Annotated in this window: 16 protein-coding genes; 6 read left to right on the forward strand and 10 right to left on the reverse strand. The window is 64.0% G+C overall.

Going from position 1 to position 17,177, the window contains the following annotated elements; translation table 11 throughout:
- Positions 1–45: 45 nt before the first annotated feature.
- Positions 46–732, reverse strand: a complete 687-nt coding sequence (locus FAZ21_RS06455; protein ID WP_136772466.1) for a PEP-CTERM sorting domain-containing protein — start codon at positions 730–732, stop codon at positions 46–48.
- Positions 733–971: 239 nt separating this feature from the next.
- Between FAZ21_RS06455 and FAZ21_RS06460 the strand changes: the two genes are divergently transcribed.
- Positions 972–1,229 carry a DUF3862 domain-containing protein gene (locus FAZ21_RS06460; protein WP_136772467.1) on the forward strand — a complete coding sequence of 86 codons (258 nt, stop codon included), beginning with the start codon at positions 972–974 and terminating at the stop codon, positions 1,227–1,229.
- A gap of 350 nt (positions 1,230–1,579) precedes the next feature.
- Here the strand turns inward: FAZ21_RS06460 and FAZ21_RS06465 are convergent, their stop codons facing one another.
- From FAZ21_RS06465 to FAZ21_RS06475, 3 genes are all read right to left on the reverse strand, one after another.
- A complete protein-coding gene (locus tag FAZ21_RS06465) occupies positions 1,580–2,479 on the reverse strand; it encodes a ChbG/HpnK family deacetylase (protein WP_136772468.1) in 900 nt (299 codons plus the stop codon).
- 190 nt (positions 2,480–2,669) lie between these two features.
- Entirely contained in the window at positions 2,670–3,569 is a 900-nt protein-coding gene (locus FAZ21_RS06470; RefSeq protein ID WP_136772469.1) for a ChbG/HpnK family deacetylase, read from the reverse strand.
- A gap of 159 nt (positions 3,570–3,728) precedes the next feature.
- Positions 3,729–6,281 (reverse strand): hybrid sensor histidine kinase/response regulator, encoded by a 2,553-nt coding sequence (locus tag FAZ21_RS06475; RefSeq protein WP_136772470.1) that lies wholly within the window; start codon positions 6,279–6,281, stop codon positions 3,729–3,731.
- A gap of 152 nt (positions 6,282–6,433) precedes the next feature.
- On the opposite strand from FAZ21_RS06475, the gene rlmD reads away from it, so the two are divergent.
- The 5 genes from rlmD to FAZ21_RS06500 all read left to right on the forward strand — a co-directional run bounded on the left by rlmD (position 6,434) and on the right by FAZ21_RS06500 (position 13,991).
- A complete protein-coding gene (gene rlmD / locus FAZ21_RS06480; protein ID WP_136772471.1) occupies positions 6,434–7,969 on the forward strand; it encodes a 23S rRNA (uracil(1939)-C(5))-methyltransferase RlmD in 1,536 nt (511 codons plus the stop codon).
- A gap of 93 nt (positions 7,970–8,062) precedes the next feature.
- Positions 8,063–9,751, forward strand: coding sequence for an isovaleryl-CoA dehydrogenase (locus FAZ21_RS06485; protein ID WP_136772472.1), 1,689 nt, complete (start codon positions 8,063–8,065; stop codon positions 9,749–9,751).
- A gap of 206 nt (positions 9,752–9,957) precedes the next feature.
- Positions 9,958–10,611 carry a glutathione S-transferase family protein gene (locus FAZ21_RS06490; protein ID WP_136772473.1) on the forward strand — a complete coding sequence of 218 codons (654 nt, stop codon included), beginning with the start codon at positions 9,958–9,960 and terminating at the stop codon, positions 10,609–10,611.
- 321 nt (positions 10,612–10,932) lie between these two features.
- The gene (locus FAZ21_RS06495) at positions 10,933–13,005 is read left to right on the forward strand and encodes a S8 family serine peptidase (RefSeq protein ID WP_136772474.1); all 2,073 of its coding nucleotides are present in this window, start codon (positions 10,933–10,935) and stop codon (positions 13,003–13,005) included.
- Between the two features lie 722 nt (positions 13,006–13,727).
- Entirely contained in the window at positions 13,728–13,991 is a 264-nt protein-coding gene (locus FAZ21_RS06500; RefSeq protein ID WP_136772475.1) for a hypothetical protein, read from the forward strand.
- Between the two features lie 16 nt (positions 13,992–14,007).
- On the opposite strand, the gene FAZ21_RS06505 is transcribed toward FAZ21_RS06500, so the two are convergent.
- The 6 genes from FAZ21_RS06505 to FAZ21_RS06530 form a co-directional block, all read right to left on the reverse strand.
- Positions 14,008–14,505, reverse strand: coding sequence for a hypothetical protein (locus FAZ21_RS06505; protein ID WP_136772476.1), 498 nt, complete (start codon positions 14,503–14,505; stop codon positions 14,008–14,010).
- Entirely contained in the window at positions 14,505–14,996 is a 492-nt protein-coding gene (locus FAZ21_RS06510; RefSeq protein WP_136772477.1) for a glycoside hydrolase family 108 protein, read from the reverse strand. The genes FAZ21_RS06505 and FAZ21_RS06510 overlap by 1 nt, the downstream gene beginning before the upstream one ends.
- Positions 14,996–15,310, reverse strand: coding sequence for a phage holin family protein (locus tag FAZ21_RS06515; protein ID WP_136772478.1), 315 nt, complete (start codon positions 15,308–15,310; stop codon positions 14,996–14,998). The genes FAZ21_RS06510 and FAZ21_RS06515 overlap by 1 nt, the downstream gene beginning before the upstream one ends.
- A complete protein-coding gene (locus tag FAZ21_RS06520) occupies positions 15,291–15,656 on the reverse strand; it encodes a putative holin (protein WP_136772479.1) in 366 nt (121 codons plus the stop codon). The genes FAZ21_RS06515 and FAZ21_RS06520 overlap by 20 nt, the downstream gene beginning before the upstream one ends.
- A 61-nt stretch (positions 15,657–15,717) precedes the next feature.
- Positions 15,718–16,239 (reverse strand): DUF4376 domain-containing protein, encoded by a 522-nt coding sequence (locus FAZ21_RS06525; RefSeq protein WP_246038514.1) that lies wholly within the window; start codon positions 16,237–16,239, stop codon positions 15,718–15,720.
- A 1-nt stretch (position 16,240) separates the two neighbouring features.
- The gene (locus FAZ21_RS06530) at positions 16,241–17,167 is read right to left on the reverse strand and encodes a gp53-like domain-containing protein (RefSeq protein WP_136772480.1); all 927 of its coding nucleotides are present in this window, start codon (positions 17,165–17,167) and stop codon (positions 16,241–16,243) included.
- Between the last annotated feature and the right edge of the window lie 10 nt (positions 17,168–17,177).

The raw sequence follows: 17,177 nt of genomic DNA on the forward strand, positions 1-17,177 counted from the left end.
CCAACCGGGCCGTTCTGCATTCAGTATCTCAACCGCGACGAGGCATCACACCGTGCGTTTCGCCAGCCGCCGCCGCACCGTCAACAACCCCGCCCCCGCCAGCACCAGCAGGCCGGTGGCCGGCTCGGGAACCGGCGACGTCAGCGCCACCAGCCGGATGCTGTCGAGTTCCAGGTAGGCATAGCCCGGAATGGTGGTGAACGCCTGCGGTGACATATCGCCCGTCGCCTGCGCAATCGCCGCCAGATGCCCATACAGCAACGGCATCGCAGCGCCATCCAGATGAATCGACTGTTCGAACGACTTCATCGTGCTGGGCTGCGTTTCCTGGAGGAACGGATCGTCGAACAACCCCAGCTTGACCTCCCCGGCATGCTCGATCTGGTAGCGCCCACTGTAGCTCACCGTATAGCCGTCGATGCGATAGCCGGGCTTGGCCTGGAAATCGAACAGCGCTTCGTAGAACCCCACCATGCCCAGGCCGATATCGTCCGGTTGGTTGGTCGTATGTTCGAGCCTGAACTGATCGAAGCGCATGTCGATGCCACCCGCTACCTGGGTATAGAGCGGTTGGAAGCGCTGCTCCGGCGTATCGTAGTCGAATGTCAGGAACGTGAAATTGCTGCTGTCATAGTTCAGCAGCGCCTGACCGACATCGATCGTGGCGGGCTGGGCCGCTGCCACGTTCCACCACAGCAGGCCGCCCAGAGCGGCCAGGTATCGTGCTTTCATAAGTCACCCTCAGAACGTGTTATCGATTCAAGTCATTGATCAGAATCCGGCGGCATCGCGAGCGATCCCGGGCGGCGATTTCCGGCACGGCACCGCTTTCAGCCAGCGGAAGCGGCCAGGAAGGCCCAATATATCAATCGCTTGTGACAGAAACGGCTATCACTGCCCGACGGCGGCTGTCTCCGACGCGCATTCTGCGCTATCGTGGCGACCTTGTTCACCCGATTGTTTTCCACGCCATGCGTTCGTTGCTGATCTGCCTGACCCTATTGATGCTCACCGCATGCAGCCGCCTGAGCCCCGAAAACTACGCCAAGATCGAAACCGGGATGGCGCGCGAACAGGTGGTGGATATCCTGGGCGAGCCCGATCAATCGGACGGTGCCAGCCTACTGGGAATCTCCGGTGAGCGCGCCACATGGGAAAGCGGCGGCACCACGGTCACGGTGCAGTTCGTCAACGACAAGGTCATGACCAAGAACCGCGAAAAGCGCTAGGGCGTGTCGTCACCTGTTTCACGACAGCGTTCGGTGCAGTTCGGGATGCCGCGCCAGGAGCTGGACGCGCGGCGGTATGGATACCGCAAGCGGCCTGCGACACCGCGCGGCGCCCGAAATGCACCGAACCCGCAGGGCTGGGCCGAAAAAGCACCAGCCACTAGGCGCATGACGCAGGCAATAACCGGTTATTGCCAAGGAGTGCAACGCAGTGGAGGGTGTTTTTTCGGCCCAGCGCTGCCGCGAAACAGGTGACGACACGCCCTAGGCGATCCGCCCGGCCCCAGGCAAGACAAAACCCCAGGCCCGCGCCTGGGGTTTTGCATGGTGCGAACAACGAAGCCGCCACTCTATCCGCGCAGTGCATCGCGCAACGCGCGCATGCCCACCAACTTGAAACCACGCTGCGCGATCTCGGCGGCGAACGCGGCATCCGCCAGCAATGCGCGGTCGGCCACGCGGGTGGGCCAGTCAGGCGCCAGCGCGCGCAGCTCCGGCGTATCGTCCGCCGGATGCCCCACCAGGCAATGCACGCCGGCGCCGCATTCGTCCAGCCAGCCACGGGCCCAGTCCAGGCGCTCCTGCGGTGTGAGCACGCGGTTGAAGGGCAGCACATTCCAGCGATCGACCAGCACGATCTCACCGGCATCCGCCGCGGCCCGCGCCTTGCGCGCAATGGCTTCGGCCCAGTCCGTGCCGATCACGCAGCGTTTGACCAGCGCCGGCGCATCATCCACCAGGACCGGTGGCAGGCGATGACTGCGGCACAGGTCGAAATACAGATCGACCAGCGCCGGGTGGCATAACGTCAGCATGTGACTATCGATATGAGTCAGTTCGATGCCCAGTGCCTGCGCACGCGCCACCTGCGCCGCCAGCTCGCGCGCCACCACCGCCAGATCGAGCTGGTCGTGGGTGTGTTTCGCCAGTGGGTGACAGTAGCCCTGCGCATCGACCAGCCCGCTATCGGGCGCATTGCCGGTCAGTGGCGACCAGCGATAGCGCGGAAATTCGCTGTTGAGGGTGAGATGCACGCCCAGATCGGCGCGTTCGCCATATTCGCGCGCGACCTCGGCGGCGTAGGGTGCCCAGCTACAGGGCGTCATCACCGAAGCCGACGTCAACAGGCCGAAATCCAGCAGCGCACGCCAGGCGGTGACGGTGGCATGACACATGCCGATATCGTCGGCATGCAGAATCAGGACCCGGTCGGCGACATCGAAGCCGAGCTTCTCTTGCAGGGTACTCATGATGATTCCTTCATCGATCGAATGCGATGAAACCAGTATAAGAACCTGCCATCAGCCATCGACCCCGCGCCAGGCAGGGGGACAAGCCGGGCAATGTCAATTTGACCAAATAGGCCCCTGCATCCTGGGCGCGTCGTAACGCGCCAAAAACAAAGGCCCCGCGAACGGGGCCTTCATGGGTGGGGTGGAATCAGGCGCGCAAGGCATCGCGTAGCGCGCGCATGCCCACCAGCTTGAAGCCACGTCGTTCGATCTCGGCGGCGAACGCGGCATCCGCCAGCAGCGCGCGGTCGGCGACGCGCGTTGGCCAGTCGGGCGCCAGCGCGCGCAACTCCGGTGTGTCGTCCGCCGGATGCCCCACCAGGCAATGCACGCCGGGTCCGCATTCGTCCAGCCAGTTGCAGGCCCAGCCCAACCGCTCCGCCGGCGTGAGCATGCGGTTGAAGGGCAGCACCTCCCAACGGTCGATCAGCACGGCGTCACCCGCTGCCGCCGCCGCGCTTGCCTGCCGGGCGATGTCCTGCGCCCATTCATCGCTGATGACGCCCAGGCGCGCGATTTCCGCCGCGTCGTCGAGCAATAGCGGCGGCAGGCGGTGGGTACGGCACAGGTCGAGATAGACAGTGGCCAGTGCGGGGTGGAACAGCGTCAGCATGTGGCTGTCGAGGTGGGTGAGCTCGATGCCCAGCGCCTGCGCGCGCGCCACCTGCGCCGCCAGCTCGCGCGCCGCCGCGTCGATATCGAGCGCAGCATGCGTCGGCTTGGCCTTGGGATGGAAATACCCGTGCGCGTCGACCAGGCCGCTCTCGGGTGCGTTGCCGGTCAGCGGTGCCCAGCGATAGCGCGCAAACTCGCAGTTGAGTGTCAGGTGCAGCCCCAGATCGGCGCGCTCGCCGTACTCACGGGCAACTTCGGCCGCGTAGGGAAACCAGCCACAGGGCGCCATGGCGGAGGCCGAGGTCAGCAAACCGAAGTCGAGCAGCGCACGCCAGCTGGAGACGGTGGCTTCGCACATGCCGATGTCGTCAGCGTGCAGGATCAGGACGCGGTCGGTCACCGCAAAACCCAGCCGTTCTTGCAGAGTGCTCATCTCGAATGCCTCGTGAATAGGGGAATCGGCCCAGTATACGAAGCCGGCATCGGCTGCGACCGCTCCGGCCGACACCCCGCAAGCTGGGCAAAATCATGCCACCCCATGAGGGCGAGTCGCCCTTCGAACATGGGTCGAAAGCCGATCCGTCCCAGGAAATCAGCGGTTGAGCAGGCGTTCGATCGTGCTGCGCATCCGCGCCAGATCCAGTGGCTTGACCAGGAAGGCATCCATGCCCGCGTCGCGGCACAATACTTCGGCCTCGCCCTGGGCATTGGCCGTCAGCGCCACGATGGGGCAGTACTGGCTGGCCGGTTCGGCACGCAGGCGGCGCGTGGCCTCCAGGCCATCCATCACCGGCATCTGCCAATCCATCAGGATCAGGTCGAACGGCTCGCGCCGCACGCAGGCCAGCGCCTCTTCGCCGTTTTGGGCCACCACCACCTCATAGCCATACTGTTGCAGATAGCGCTGCACCACCCGCTGGTTCACCGGACTGTCCTCGGCCAGCAGAATGCGCCGGCTGGCGCCACGCACTGGCGGCGGCTCGACATTGTCCTGTACCGCCGTGCCCACCAGCAGATTGCGGAGCGACCGGACCAGCCCTGTCCTGCCGAGTACCGGTTTTGGCAGGTAACACACGCCTTGCTCGGAAAAACGTGGCAGATGCCAGGCCAGCACCACCTGCGCCAGCGCGGCGGCCGGCCGGTCGTCCTCGTCGCACAGCACGACATCGGCCTCATCGGGGGGTACCCAGAGCACGCCTGCCTTGCTCAGGTAACTTTCGATCTCGGCCCGCCACGGCGATTCGCCATGCCATGCCAGTTTTCGCCCATTGAGGAAATCGAGCGTTTCCGGCCACGGCTCCCAGTGCAGCGCCCAATCCTTGCCGGGATCGGCGGGGGCGCCAGGCAGGCGGAACCAGAAACGCGACCCCATGCCCGGCGTGGACTCGACATCGATGTCCCCGCCCATCATTTCGATCAGCAGCCGACAGATCGCCAGGCCCAGGCCGGTGCCGCCGTAGCGCCGGGTGGGGCCGCTTTCCGCCTGGTAGAAGCGCTGGAACAATTGGTCACGCTTGCCGGGTTCGATGCCGATGCCGGTATCCGTCACTTCGAGACGCGGTTCGCCATGGCTCATCAATAGCTTCACCACGACTTCGCCCTGCTCGGTGAACTTGATGGCATTGCCGATCAGGTTCACCAATACCTGCTTAAAGCGCAGCGGATCGCCCAGGTAGCCGGGATTCAGGTCCGGATCGACCTGCAACCGCAGCGCCAGCCCTTTTTCCGCAGCGTGCGCCGCCAGCATGGCGCACGCCTGGGCGGTGATCGAACGCAGGTCGAAGGGACGCCGGGCCAGCGTGAGGCGGCCCGCTTCGATCTTGGAAAAGTCGAGCAGATCGTTGATCAGTGCGAGCAAGGCCTCGCCCGAATGCGCGATGCTGTCGACGTACTCCTGCTGTTCATCCACCAGCGGGGTTTCGCGCAGCAGTTGCAGAAACCCGAGGATGCCATTGAGTGGAGTACGGATTTCGTGGCTCACGGTGGCAAGGAACTCGCTCTTGCTGCGATTCGCCGACTCCGCCACGTCGCGCGCACGCTCCAGCTCCGCAGCCTGCTCGAACAGTTGCTGATTCAGCAAACGCGTTTCCTGCTCCGCACGCTTTACCCGGATCAGCTGCGCCAGGATCGACGCGAACAGTTTGAGCACCTCGCGCTGATACGGTTGCAGCGCCCGGCGGCGTAGATAGTTATCGCAGGCGATCCAGCCGACGAACTCGCTGTCGATCCACAGCCCCGCCAGCGCATTCCAGCCTCGCCCGACCACTACCTTGTTGTAATAAAGCGGCGCATCCTCGTTGACCACCACGTTGTCGCGCTTGCGGTAGGCCTCCTGGAACATCGGATGCGTGGGCAAAGCGCTCTTGAACCAGTGTTCGTCGGTGAGCGCGCCGTTGTTGTCGGTGCCATAGGTGCCGGACATGGTCTGGCGGCCGGGGTCCACTTCGAAGACCGCCATCCGGTCGAAATCGAGTTCGGTGATGCCGGACGCCACGGCGGCTCGGTAGAGCGCATCCAGATCCGGCGCCTGGGTCAGCGTCAGCGTCACGCCGTGCAGGCTTTGCAGCAGGGCGCGGTACTCTTCGGCGCGGGTCAGGCTGGCCTGCAGGTGCGCGGTCAGCTCATCCAGCGAGCCCCCCTGCCCTTGTCGGTATGCCTGCCAGCGCTCGGCCAGCAAGTGCGCCAGCGCTTCGCACTCCAGCCGGAACGCGGCGCCATCGAGCACCATGCTGACATGGACGACGTCGGTCACATCGGCATATAGGATGCCGGCCATGCCGGCCTCGGTATACAGCGGCAGGATCAATCGATAGAGCGGGCCTTGCGGCGTCGCGTCGCTCCAGATTTCCTGCGACGCAAAATTGGCGGCGTGCAGCGACACCGCCGGTTCGCGTAACTGCCAGTCCAACTCTTCGCCCGCCACGCCGTAGAAATCGGCCGGCCGCTGCGGCTCGGCGAACGAAAGCGCGCGCTGCCCGGCCATGGCCTGGGCGTGGATCATGCTGTGTCCATCCATCGGCAGCGCCAGCAGCACGCGCTTGGCCTTGAACGCGGCCAGCGCGTGATCGACCAATGAAGCGGCGAACGCGCTCCATTCGGGGATGCGCGTCAGGATATCGAGCTGGAAATGGGAAACCGTGGTCATGGACGCGTCGCCAGGCTGGGCTGCGGGAGCTTCATCATAATCGCCCGCGCCAACACCGGGTTTGGCATGGATCGAATTGTTGCATCCGAACAGCGGCGGCACGTGCGCGCCGCCCGGTATAATGCGCGGTTTCCCAGATCCACGCCCCGGCCATGACCCGCATCGCCCACATCGAATCGCTGGACCACGAAGGTCACGGCGTCGCCCACGTAGACGGCAAGACCATCTTCATCGACGGCGCGCTGCCCTTCGAGCAGGTGACCTATAACACCTACCGCAAGAAGCCCAGCTTCGAGAATGCACAGGTACAGCAGATCGTGGTCGAAAGCCATCTGCGCACCACGCCACGCTGCCCGCACTTCGGCGTGTGCGGCGGCTGCTCGATGCAGCACATGGAGTTCAACGGCCAGGTGGCCGCCAAGCAGCGGGTACTGGAAGACAACCTCGCCCGCATCGGCAACGTAAAGCCAGAAATGATGTTGCCCGCGATCTACGGCGCCCCGTGGGGCTACCGCCATCGTGCGCGACTATCGGTGCGGCTGGTGCCCAAAAAGGGCGGTGTGCTGGTGGGCTTTCACGAAAAACGCTCCAGCTACATTGCCGACATGACCGAATGCCACGTGTTGGTGCCGCACGTGGCGAAACAATTGCCGGCGTTGCGCGAACTGGTGGCCAAGCTGTCGATCGCCACCCGCATGCCACAGATCGAAGTGGCCGTCGGCGCGCGAGTGACCGTGCTGGTATTCCGCAACATGGATCCGATCAGCGCCGAAGACGAAGCGCATTTCAAAGCCTATGCCGACACCTGGAACGTACAGATCTGGCTACAGCCCAAAGGCCCGGACACCGCTTACCCGCTCTACCCGCTGGATGCGCCGGCGCTGACCTACGACATGCCCGAGTTCGCCATCGACATGCCGTTCAAGCCCACCGAATTCACCCAGGTGAACCACGCGGTCAACCGCGTGATGGTGGAACGCGCCATGGCCCTGCTCGACCCGCAGCCCGGCGAGACCATCGCCGACATGTTCTGCGGCCTGGGCAACTTCACCCTGCCGATCGCACGTCGCGGCGCCAGGGTGCTGGGCATGGAAGGCAGCCCGCAATTGGTGGAGCGCGCGTTCGAAGGGGCGCGGCACAACAACCTGTCGCATCTGACCGACTTTGCCGTGGCCAACCTGTTCGAGATGACCGAGGAATGGCTGGACAAGCTGGGTCGCTTCGACAAGATGCTGATAGACCCGCCGCGCGACGGCGCGATGGAACTGGTGAAGTCGATCAGCCCCGAGCACGGCCCGCAACGTATCGTCTACGTATCCTGTAGCCCCTCCACCCTGGCGCGCGACGCCAACGTGCTGGTCAACGTAAAGGGCTACAGCCTGAAGGCCGCGGGCGTGATCAACATGTTCCCGCATACCGCGCATGTGGAATCGATCGCCTGGTTCGAAAAAACCGGCCCCGGCCTGAGTCGCGAAGAAGTCGCCGCGCTGGAGGCCGCCAAGGCGGCCCAGCGCGAGGCGATCAAGGCCGAGCAGAAAGCCGCCGCCGCGGCGGCCCAGGCGGCACGTGCCGAAAAGGAGGCCGAGCTGGCCGCCGCCCGTGCGGCCAAACGTGCCGAAAAGGACGCGCGCCGCGCGCATTATCTGGCCAACCGCGTGGAACCGGAGACCGGCACGCCGGAGGAATGATCTCGTACGGCGGGGATGGCGCCAGCGACCATCCGCCCGCCCGGCTGGCGAAATCCCGCACAACAACCATCATCAAGGCCATGGAGGATACCCATGGCCACCCACACCGTCTTCAACCAGGCCGGCCCGCTGCCCGTCTGCAACCTGTTCCTGACCGACACCCCGCTGGTCGAGGCGCTGGCCCGCAATGGCGCGAGCTGGGCCCATGACGATCTGGTCGCGCTGGGCGAACGGCTGGGGCAGCCGCTGCCATTCGAACTGGCGCGGCAGGCCGAGCTGAACCCACCGGAACTGCACCGCTACGACGCGCACGGGCAACGCATCGACGATGTGCAGTTCGACCTGTCGTGGCACGCGCTGATGACGGAAGTCACCCAAAGCGGCCTGCACAACAGCCCCTGGGCGCAGCCCGCGGCCGGAGCCACGGTCGCCCGCGCGGCGCGCTTCCTGCTGCACGCCCAAGTGGATGCGGCCAGCCTGTGCCCGGTCACCATGACCCACGCCGCGATCCCCATCCTGCAAGACCATGTGGACAGCCTGCCGATCGGGGCCTGGTATCCCGCGTTGTTCTCTATGCAATACGACCCCCGCCCACTGCCACCGGGCCTCAAGGACGGATTGCTGCTCGGCATGGGCGCAACCGAAAAACAGGGCGGTTCGGATCTGCGGGCCAACACCACGCGCGCACGGCCGGACCATGGCAGCGGGCCAGGCCAGCCGTATCGCATCACCGGACATAAATGGTTCTTCTCGGTGCCGCAAAGCGATGCACACGTGGTGGTGGCACAAGCGGATGGTGGTTTGTCCTGCTTCCTGCTACCGCGCCTGCTGCCCGATGGCAGCCGCAACGCGGTGCGCGTCGAACGGCTGAAGAACAAGCTCGGCAATCGCGGCAACGCCAGCGCCGAAGTGGAATTCGACGACGCCCTGGGCTGGCTGGTCGGCGAGGAAGGACACGGCGCACGGCTGCTCGCCAGCATCGCCAATCGTACCCGGCTCGACTGCGCGCTGGGCAGCATCGGCCTGATGCGCCGTGCACTGACACTGACCATGCACCACGCCCGGCAACGCCAAGCCTTCGGCCGGCCCTTGATCGAACAACCCCTGATGCGCGCGGTACTGGCGGACCTGGCCCTGGAACTCGAAGGTGCGACCGCCCTGTCGCTACGTCTGGCCGCAGCGTGGGATCGCGACCACGATCCCCAGGAGTTTGCGCTCGCCCGCGCCCTGACGCCGGCCGCCAAATACCTGCTCTGCAAACGTGGCCCAGGGTTTATCGCCGAAGCCATGGAAGTGCTGGGTGGCAACGGCTACATCGAGGAAAGCGATCTCCCCCGCCTGTACCGCGAAATGCCGGTGAACAGCATCTGGGAAGGCGCCGGCAACATCATGGCGCTGGACGTGCTGCGTGCGCTGGGACACGACCCCGCCACGCTTGTCGCACTGCATGCCGAATTGGGCGCGGCGCGCGGACAGGATCGCCACTACGACGCGACGCTGGGTTACCTGGCAACGCTGTTGCACGGCGCCGAACCCGCCACCATGCGCATCGTCAGCGAGCTGCTGGTATTGCTGGCCACCGCCAGCCAGCTACTGCGGCACGCCCCTGCCGCGATCGCCAGTGCCTGGTGCGCGGCGCGACTGGGCACGCGGCATCAGCAATACGGCGCTTTCAGCGCACAGGAAGCCACCGGGCTGCTGCTGGAGCGGGCGTGGCGAGCAGGAGGCGATCACCCCAGCGCCAGCGAAGGGCTGGTAGCGGATACGCTAGGGCTGGGGTGAAGTCATGCCCACCGATGTGGCCAGAGTCGAAGGCTCGCGCGCCCATGCTAGCGCATAAGAGATAAACACCGTGGTCGCGCGACCGCACACGGCTACCGGGTAGCAAGGCCGTCCCACTCGGCGGCCCAATCCCGGCTTCATGCCACGCCTGCTCACCGGCGGCAGGTCTGGCATTGCCGTGAATCCATGACAAAAGGAGCATCCGGATGTCCATCATCATTACCGCGTTTGAACGGTCCCCCGATGGCGGCAAGGGGCTGGCACGCGATACACGCGTCCGCTGGGCGCTTGAAGAAGTGGGCCAGTCCTATGAGGTGCGTCTCGTATCGTTCCGCGCCATGAAGGAAGCCGCACATCTTGCGCTGCATCCTTTTGGCCAGATTCCAACATATGAAGAAGGCGATCTCGTGCTGTTCGAGACCGGGGGCATCGTTTTTCATATTGCTGAACGATATGCAGGTCTGTTACCCGGCGATGCCAATGCCCGCGCGCATGCGATTACCTGGATGTTCGCGGCACTCAACACGGTGGAGCCGCCCATCCTCGAATTCGCCAACGCGCGACTGCTGGAAGGCGACAAACCCTGGTATGAGGAACGTCTGACCCTGGTGGAGGATCGCGTATGTCGTCCGTTGAGCCGGCTTTCCATTCGCCTGGACGAAGCCGAATGGCTCGACGGTACGTTTAGCGCGGGTGACCTGATGATGGTGTCCGTGCTGCTCCGGCTGAAGCCATCGGGCACGCTGAACAGATTTCCGAACCTGGCGGCCTATGTCGCGCGCGGTGAAGCCCGGGCCGCCTATCAGCGGGCTTTCGCAGCCCAATTGGCAGTCAACACCGGGCAGCCCCCCGCGGGCTGAATGGCACAACTCCGGGCTGCCGCCACCTGTTGGCGATCGAGTCGAAGCGATGGATGCGGGGCCAGTTCAACACGCGGCCCTGGCTCACCGATGATCGAAGCAATTTCCCCGTGATGGCTGGGCTAGCTGAAGTCGATAACGACTGCGGCGGCAAGTGGGCTCACATGGCAATGATCACCCATCCGGCCTTGTATAACTTTATTAATTCAAAAACAAAAAGAAAGATACAAGAAAGATTATTGACTGCACCGTTCTGCTCACTCTACAATTTCTTGCTTTTTTGTAAGCAAAAAAATCAGACAAACCACAGAGAGATGAGCAATGCAGTCGCCAAAACCCCTATTTGCAGCAAGAATTCTTGCCCTCGGCACGGCGTTGGTGCTCGGTGCCGCACAGGCCCTGACACCCACCGACCCCGGTCTGAGCTATATGGATCTCTACCTGGGCAGCCAGCCGGGTGGGATCAATGCCTACGCCGGATGGGATTACCATTTCCAGGGCCAGCCGGTCACCGTCGCCGTCATTGACTCGGGCTACCTGCCGCATCCCGAATTCGAAAACCGCGTGCTTCCGGGCTACGACCTGGCCAATCAGGGCACGGCGCAGTATCAGTTCCTGACCGGCCCGGATGGCAAGAGCTATCGCTACTACGTCATGAGCGGCAACGTGCCGGTGGCGGGCGGCCTGGACACCGACTTCCAGTCGTCGCTGTCGAGCGACAAGATCTGGCATGGCACCAAGGTCGCCGGGGTCATCCTAGCCGCCAGCAACCAGACCGGCATCACCGGGCTCAACCCTTCCGCCCGCCTGTTGCCGATCCGGGTCGCCAAGGCCGGCGACTTCGCGCCCAACACCGCGGCGCAGGCAATCCGCTGGGCCGTCGGCCTGCCGGTGACCGTCAATGGGGTCGCACTGCCCATCAACCCCAATCCCGCGAGAATCCTCAACCTCAGCCTGGGCGGCGATGATGCCGTGCCGAACCGCTCCGGCGAGATCGGTTGCAGCGACGAGTACCAGGATGCCATCGACGCCGCCAACCAGACCGGTGCCGTGGTGGTGGTGGCCGCAGGCAATTACTTCGATCAGGATGTGAAGGAATACATGCCCGCCAACTGCAAGGGCGTCGTGGTGGTGGGCGGCAGCAACCCCTACACCGGCGACCGGGCCACCGATATCTCCAGCTTCGGCCAAGGCGTGACCCTCAGCGCGCCGACGGCGGGAATCCACAGCACCACCGCCTTCAAGCCCGCCAGCGGCGCCACGCAGTACCTGGCAACCTACGAGGCGGCCATTGGTTCGCTGGAACGTGGCGGGCTCAGAGGTACCAGCTTCGCTGCGCCCCTGGTGTCCGGCGCGCTGGCGCTGATGTTCTCCTATCGTCCGCAGCTCGGCGCGGCCGAAGCGGTCGAGATCCTCAAGACCACCGCCCGCCCTTTCCCCAGTGGTAGCAGTTGCGCCACCCTCGGCTGCGGCACCGGTGTGTTGAACCTGGGTGCCGCCATGGCGTTGCTGAACCAACGCTACCCGGCCGCCCCGACCTGCGGCCTTTCCGCCACCAGCACCACCGTGGCCACCGGCGCCTCCACCACCTTGACAGTCGCCGGCACCGGCTTGCCCTCCGGCGCACGGGCTTACTGGTACGGCACCAAGAACGGTGCTCAGGATGCCAGCGGCAGCGAGTCCATTGCGGCACCGGGCAGCAGCAGCCTCGTCAACAGCGCCGGCATGCAGGGCACCTACGTGCGCTACGCACAAATCCGCAATGCCCAAGGGCAGACGATCTGCACCACCGGCAACGTCACCCTCACCTACCAGGCCCCGGTCGTGAGTTGCAGCCTGGCGGCCTCCAAGACCAACGTCTCCTCGGGGGATTCCATGGTCTTCACCATTTCCGGTAACTACCTGCCGACAGGCGCCCGAGGCTATTGGTATGGCACCAAAAATGGCATCCAGGATGCAAACGGCGCCGAGTCGATCCCCGCCCCTGGCAGCAATACCTACGTGAACAGCGCAGGCATGCAAGGTATTTACGTTCGTTACGCGCAAATCCGGGATGCCCAGGGTAATACGGTCTGCACCACCAACAACGCCACCGTGACCTATCAGGCCCCGGTCCCGACGTGCTCGCTCAGCGGTCCCAGCGTGGTCGCCCGCAATGCCAGCTACAGCTACACCGTCAGCGGCAGCAATCTACCGTCCGGCGCTGTGGGTTATTGGTCCGGCACCAAGAACGGCGTCACGGATGCAAGCAACCAGTACGCGGGGGGCGTCCCCTCGAGCTTCGGCTTCTCGAATGGCGGCTGGGTGGGCAACTACGTGCGCTGGATGAACATCTACTCGCCCTCGGGCTCGCTGGTCTGCACGACGAACGCAATTTCGACCACCTTGCAATAAAACGCTCCCGCAACAGCGAAGCGGATGCCGGTGGCAGCCGGGGCAAACGAGTGATTCGCCGCTCGACTTGGCCGTGCCGCCGGCAAGCCCAGACTGACCCATGCACCTGACTCTGACCGATCAGGAAGCGCTTGCCCGGCCTTTGGCCGGGCTTTTTTTTTGCCTATTGGGAGTTACACAGCGGGGATGGCACGACAACGCTGGAGTGCATGACACAGCGATATTTGCGGGCTATGGCACAGGGCACCGCACACCCAAGCCATGATCAACACCAGGAAGCTTGGAGATGATATCGACCAGATCATCGTTGGCGCCGCTCGTACGGCCTCCTCGATATACCGAGAGTGGCCTCAAGCGACGTGAGGCGGCCTGCGCCCTTCCAAAAGCGTGTTGTGGGTAAGATGTAGAAGGACTTAAAGTCAGCGGAAACGAACAAGGGGTCAGCAAAAGCTGACCCCTTGTTTTATCTGGTCGGAGCGGCGGGATTCGAACTCGCGACCCCTTGCACCCCATGCAAGGAAAATCCAGAATAAACACTTATTAATCAATAGCTTAGCGCATCTTGCCACGTGCGTAGTACGCCTATTGGAGCATAAACCTCACCTGTTTCCGCCTACGTGCCGCACAAAATCCGGCACATCAATCTGATATGGCTTTCGTTCACCCAAGCCCCCCCTGAGGTATACGATGCGGTAAGAAAACATCTGCCTAAGGGTATCGTGATGGAAGCAACTTACGGGTTTACCCATTCACTCGACTCACTCATGGCCTTCATGAGCCCCCAACGCGCCAGCACAGACGCCCTGCGCGCCATTTCACACTGGGCAAGCTTGGCTACAGGGCGGTCTTTCGAACAGCTTCACCTCGAAGATGATCAGCTAGTGGTCAAGCTTCGATGGGAAGAGGCAGATACCTACTCCGCCGCTACAGATCTGAACAATACCTGCCTTGAATTTGGTTTGCATCGGGAGCTAATAAACCATTGAAGTGTCGCCCAAAGGCTCACTCAGTTTTGACCCAGAACCGATTCTTTGCCTCGCCGAAAAAGAACGCGCTGGCCGCTCCTGCCTCATTGAACAGATAGCCGATCACCACGCCGGCCAAGGTAGAGTCGGCCTGTACCTGGGCAAACAAAATCCCTGCCCCGCACACCAGCGCAGCACCGACGATCACATAGGCCAGGTTGCGCTGCGTGCGACCACCGTCGGCAATCGCCATCCGCCTGGCACTATCGCGGTCGTCCGCCGCAATCTTGGCCAGCGCCTGCTGGTTGGCAAAACCCAGCTCCTGCATCCTCGCCGCGAATTGCTGGTCCGCCGATTTGATCGCCAGCATCTGTTCCGGCGTGGCGCCGCTGATAGCTTGCTTGATCGCGTCTTCCGTTCGGTCAGAGAGACCCAGCGCATCGGCCACAGCCGACACCGCCAGTCCGCCCAGGGGGCCGCCCAGCGCCGTCCCCAGCCACGGCGCTACCGTCCCGATGATTTGTTTCCAGTCCATCACGCATCCTCCACCGCATACCGCAGATTGCCTGCGACTCGATTCACCCAGCCTTTGCCGAAGGTCGAAAACGTGGAGAGCTGGGTGTAGAACGCCAGCCGCTCGGCATTGAACGCGAGCAGCACATCGGCGATATCCGCAGACGAGACAGCGGCCAGCGTTTTGGGGCCAATCACCCCATCGTCGGCTACGCCCGCCGCGCGTTGCAGGAAGCGCGTGCCGTTGGCGATGCCGTGGTTGACCGCGGCGTCGAACAACTGGAAAGCGATGGCGCCCGGCAGGCGCTCGCACTTGGCCTTGCCCCAGTACGCGGTCTGATAGATGCGCTTGGCTTGGTCGCGGCTTAGTGCCTTCATCGGGCCGGTGTAGCCGTTCTCCATGGCCACACGCTTGGTCACGCCCCAGTTGGTTTCACCGCCCGGGTCGGACGGGTGATTGACGTAGCCGCCTTCGTGGCCGATCAGCCGGTCGAATGCTTGGTCGAAGTTCATCACTGCGGCGCTCCTTTGTTACGACGCTCCGTTCCATCCCAGGCCACGGAGCCGATGCGGAACAGTTCCGCGACATTGCCGCGCACGCCGAATACGGCGATGCACAGCACGATGTTGATCGCCACCTCGGAAGGGTCGACCGCTGCGGGGTAGACCCCCAGCAGGGTGCGCAATGCCACGGTGCCGGTCGCCACGATCAAGACGTAGGCCAGCCAGGCATATAGCGGGCGATGCCGGGCTCCGGCTCGGCGATAGGTCAGTAGTCGCAGGCAGGTGGCAGCGCAGGCCACGGCGTTAATGATCAGCAGCAGCATTCTTCTGCCCTCCTCGTTCGGCCCATTTCATGGCGCTGCGGATCAGCACCAGCGACAGTGCCGCCGCGACGATGGCGCCGACCGGTTCGGTCGGCTCGATCGCGCCCACGGTGATCTTGGCGACGGCCCGGGCGGCGGTGCTGGCGCCGATCATGCCGAGTAGCCAGGACAGCACGCCCTGCCAGGCTCGGGCGCGCAGGCTCATCTCGGTGCGCACCGTGACGAATGCCATCGCACCTGCCCATGCCCCCAGCACGATGCCCGCCTGATCGCCCGACACCGCCGTGATGCCCAGCATGCCCACCAGCAACGCCCAGGCTGACGTGCTCGCAACGGGTTCTGCCATTTGTTACTCCCTGAAATGAAAAAACCCGCCACGTGGGCGGGTTGAGTTGGGGTGTAGTGGATCAGGCCGGCCAGCCTGGCACGAACGCGGCCAGTTGCTCGGCGTCCATGGTCTCTATCTCGACTTCCATCACCAGCCGGCGCTGGTAGATCGCCGCGCCACGCGTCACGCATGCGGCCCACAGGGCCTGTAGCTCGGCCAGCGACAGCGGCACCACCTCGCGGGCGGCATCGACCCAGACCCCGTCCGGCACCAGGCCGGCGAGCAGGGCATCGCGGATGTCCTGGAGTGCTTCGGGGGTAGTCAGCCAGCGCCGGCCGGCGTGCTCAATGCCGGCGGCACGCTCGGCGGCTTCCCAGGCGGGCAGCAGGGCTAGCGCCTGGCTACGCCGGGCGGCCAGCGATGGCGCTGATGGTGGCGCCAGCATCGGTTGGCCATTCTCGTCGGACACGATTTGCAGCCCTGCGGAATTTCCGGCGAGCAGCGCGGCATGATCGGCGGCTGAGATGGCCACCGCATCGGCTGGCATGGACTCATGGATGGAGGGGTCATAGAAGCCCCCCGTTGCTGCGGAATAAAACATGTCACCTCCCGAGTGCTACCCAGTAAACGTTTTGTGCCGCAGCACCCTGGTTTTGAATCTGGAAACTGGTCAGGCCCAGCGATGCCACCCGGGCGCTCGATGGCGCCCCGTCGCCCGTCAATACGACCGACCGCATCGCAGTCAAATATGCGGTTGGCAACGTAATCGTTCGGGTCTCGTTGGTCGCGAGCGCCTGCGCGGCGCCGTACTGCACAATCAGTCCACCTGGCAATCTTTGATACTCGGTTATTCCAGGGTTGGACGACGCGAATACGGCACTAAATGCCAACTGTCCGACGCCCCAGGCATACCACGACGTCCCTCCGACGTAGACCACCGTCAGCGTATCGCCAGAGCCCAGCGTGAGCTGGCGCGGCGTGCCGTTGCCAACTGCGTACAGACTGTCACCGCCCCCTGCCTGTACGGTGACGACCCCAACTCCAGCATTGTTGATCTGGTAGGTCGCTCCACCTCCGACCGAGGTGGACGCGGGTAGCGTCAGCGTAATGGTGCCGCTCACGTTGACAGTCCGTCCGGCGTGCGCGGCGGTCAGGGTCTGACTGGTCGAGAGGGCGAGATTCCCGGCGTAATTCCCCAGCGCCCGCTGGACGAACGCCGTCGTGGCCACCGACGTGTCGTTGTCGAATTGAGGTGGGGTCACCGTCACCGCCGTTGCTGCTTTCAGGCTGGCCAGGATCGTCGAGACCGTTCCGTTGTCCAGAACGTCATTACCAGTTTGATCGGCGATGTACTGAGCCAATGTCGCTGACATGATCGATGCCTGCCGCCAGACCTTGTTGAGCTGAGCGGATTGCGCTGTGCCGGCGCTGAACCCAGCCGTGCGCGCTGCCAGCCCAGCATATGCGGCCTGCGACATCACATTGGCAGCGGCATCCCCGCCAAACACCAGAAAATCATTGGTAGGCATCAGCCCTCCC

The sequence above is a fragment of the Chitiniphilus eburneus genome (assembly GCF_005048205.1).
Taxonomy (GTDB): Bacteria; Pseudomonadota; Gammaproteobacteria; order Burkholderiales; family Chitinibacteraceae; genus Chitiniphilus; species Chitiniphilus eburneus.

Coding starts and splice junctions, on each gene's coding strand:
- FAZ21_RS06455 (WP_136772466.1), bottom strand. CDS start 732: ATGAAAGCACGATACCTGGCCGCTCTGGGCGGCCTGCTGTGGTGGAAC.
- FAZ21_RS06460 (WP_136772467.1), top strand. CDS start 972: ATGCGTTCGTTGCTGATCTGCCTGACCCTATTGATGCTCACCGCATGC.
- FAZ21_RS06465 (WP_136772468.1), bottom strand. CDS start 2,479: ATGAGTACCCTGCAAGAGAAGCTCGGCTTCGATGTCGCCGACCGGGTC.
- FAZ21_RS06470 (WP_136772469.1), bottom strand. CDS start 3,569: ATGAGCACTCTGCAAGAACGGCTGGGTTTTGCGGTGACCGACCGCGTC.
- FAZ21_RS06475 (WP_136772470.1), bottom strand. CDS start 6,281: ATGACCACGGTTTCCCATTTCCAGCTCGATATCCTGACGCGCATCCCC.
- rlmD (WP_136772471.1), top strand. CDS start 6,434: ATGACCCGCATCGCCCACATCGAATCGCTGGACCACGAAGGTCACGGC.
- FAZ21_RS06485 (WP_136772472.1), top strand. CDS start 8,063: ATGGCCACCCACACCGTCTTCAACCAGGCCGGCCCGCTGCCCGTCTGC.
- FAZ21_RS06490 (WP_136772473.1), top strand. CDS start 9,958: ATGTCCATCATCATTACCGCGTTTGAACGGTCCCCCGATGGCGGCAAG.
- FAZ21_RS06495 (WP_136772474.1), top strand. CDS start 10,933: ATGCAGTCGCCAAAACCCCTATTTGCAGCAAGAATTCTTGCCCTCGGC.
- FAZ21_RS06500 (WP_136772475.1), top strand. CDS start 13,728: ATGGAAGCAACTTACGGGTTTACCCATTCACTCGACTCACTCATGGCC.
- FAZ21_RS06505 (WP_136772476.1), bottom strand. CDS start 14,505: ATGGACTGGAAACAAATCATCGGGACGGTAGCGCCGTGGCTGGGGACG.
- FAZ21_RS06510 (WP_136772477.1), bottom strand. CDS start 14,996: ATGAACTTCGACCAAGCATTCGACCGGCTGATCGGCCACGAAGGCGGC.
- FAZ21_RS06515 (WP_136772478.1), bottom strand. CDS start 15,310: ATGCTGCTGCTGATCATTAACGCCGTGGCCTGCGCTGCCACCTGCCTG.
- FAZ21_RS06520 (WP_136772479.1), bottom strand. CDS start 15,656: ATGGCAGAACCCGTTGCGAGCACGTCAGCCTGGGCGTTGCTGGTGGGC.
- FAZ21_RS06525 (WP_246038514.1), bottom strand. CDS start 16,239: ATGTTTTATTCCGCAGCAACGGGGGGCTTCTATGACCCCTCCATCCAT.
- FAZ21_RS06530 (WP_136772480.1), bottom strand. CDS start 17,167: ATGCCTACCAATGATTTTCTGGTGTTTGGCGGGGATGCCGCTGCCAAT.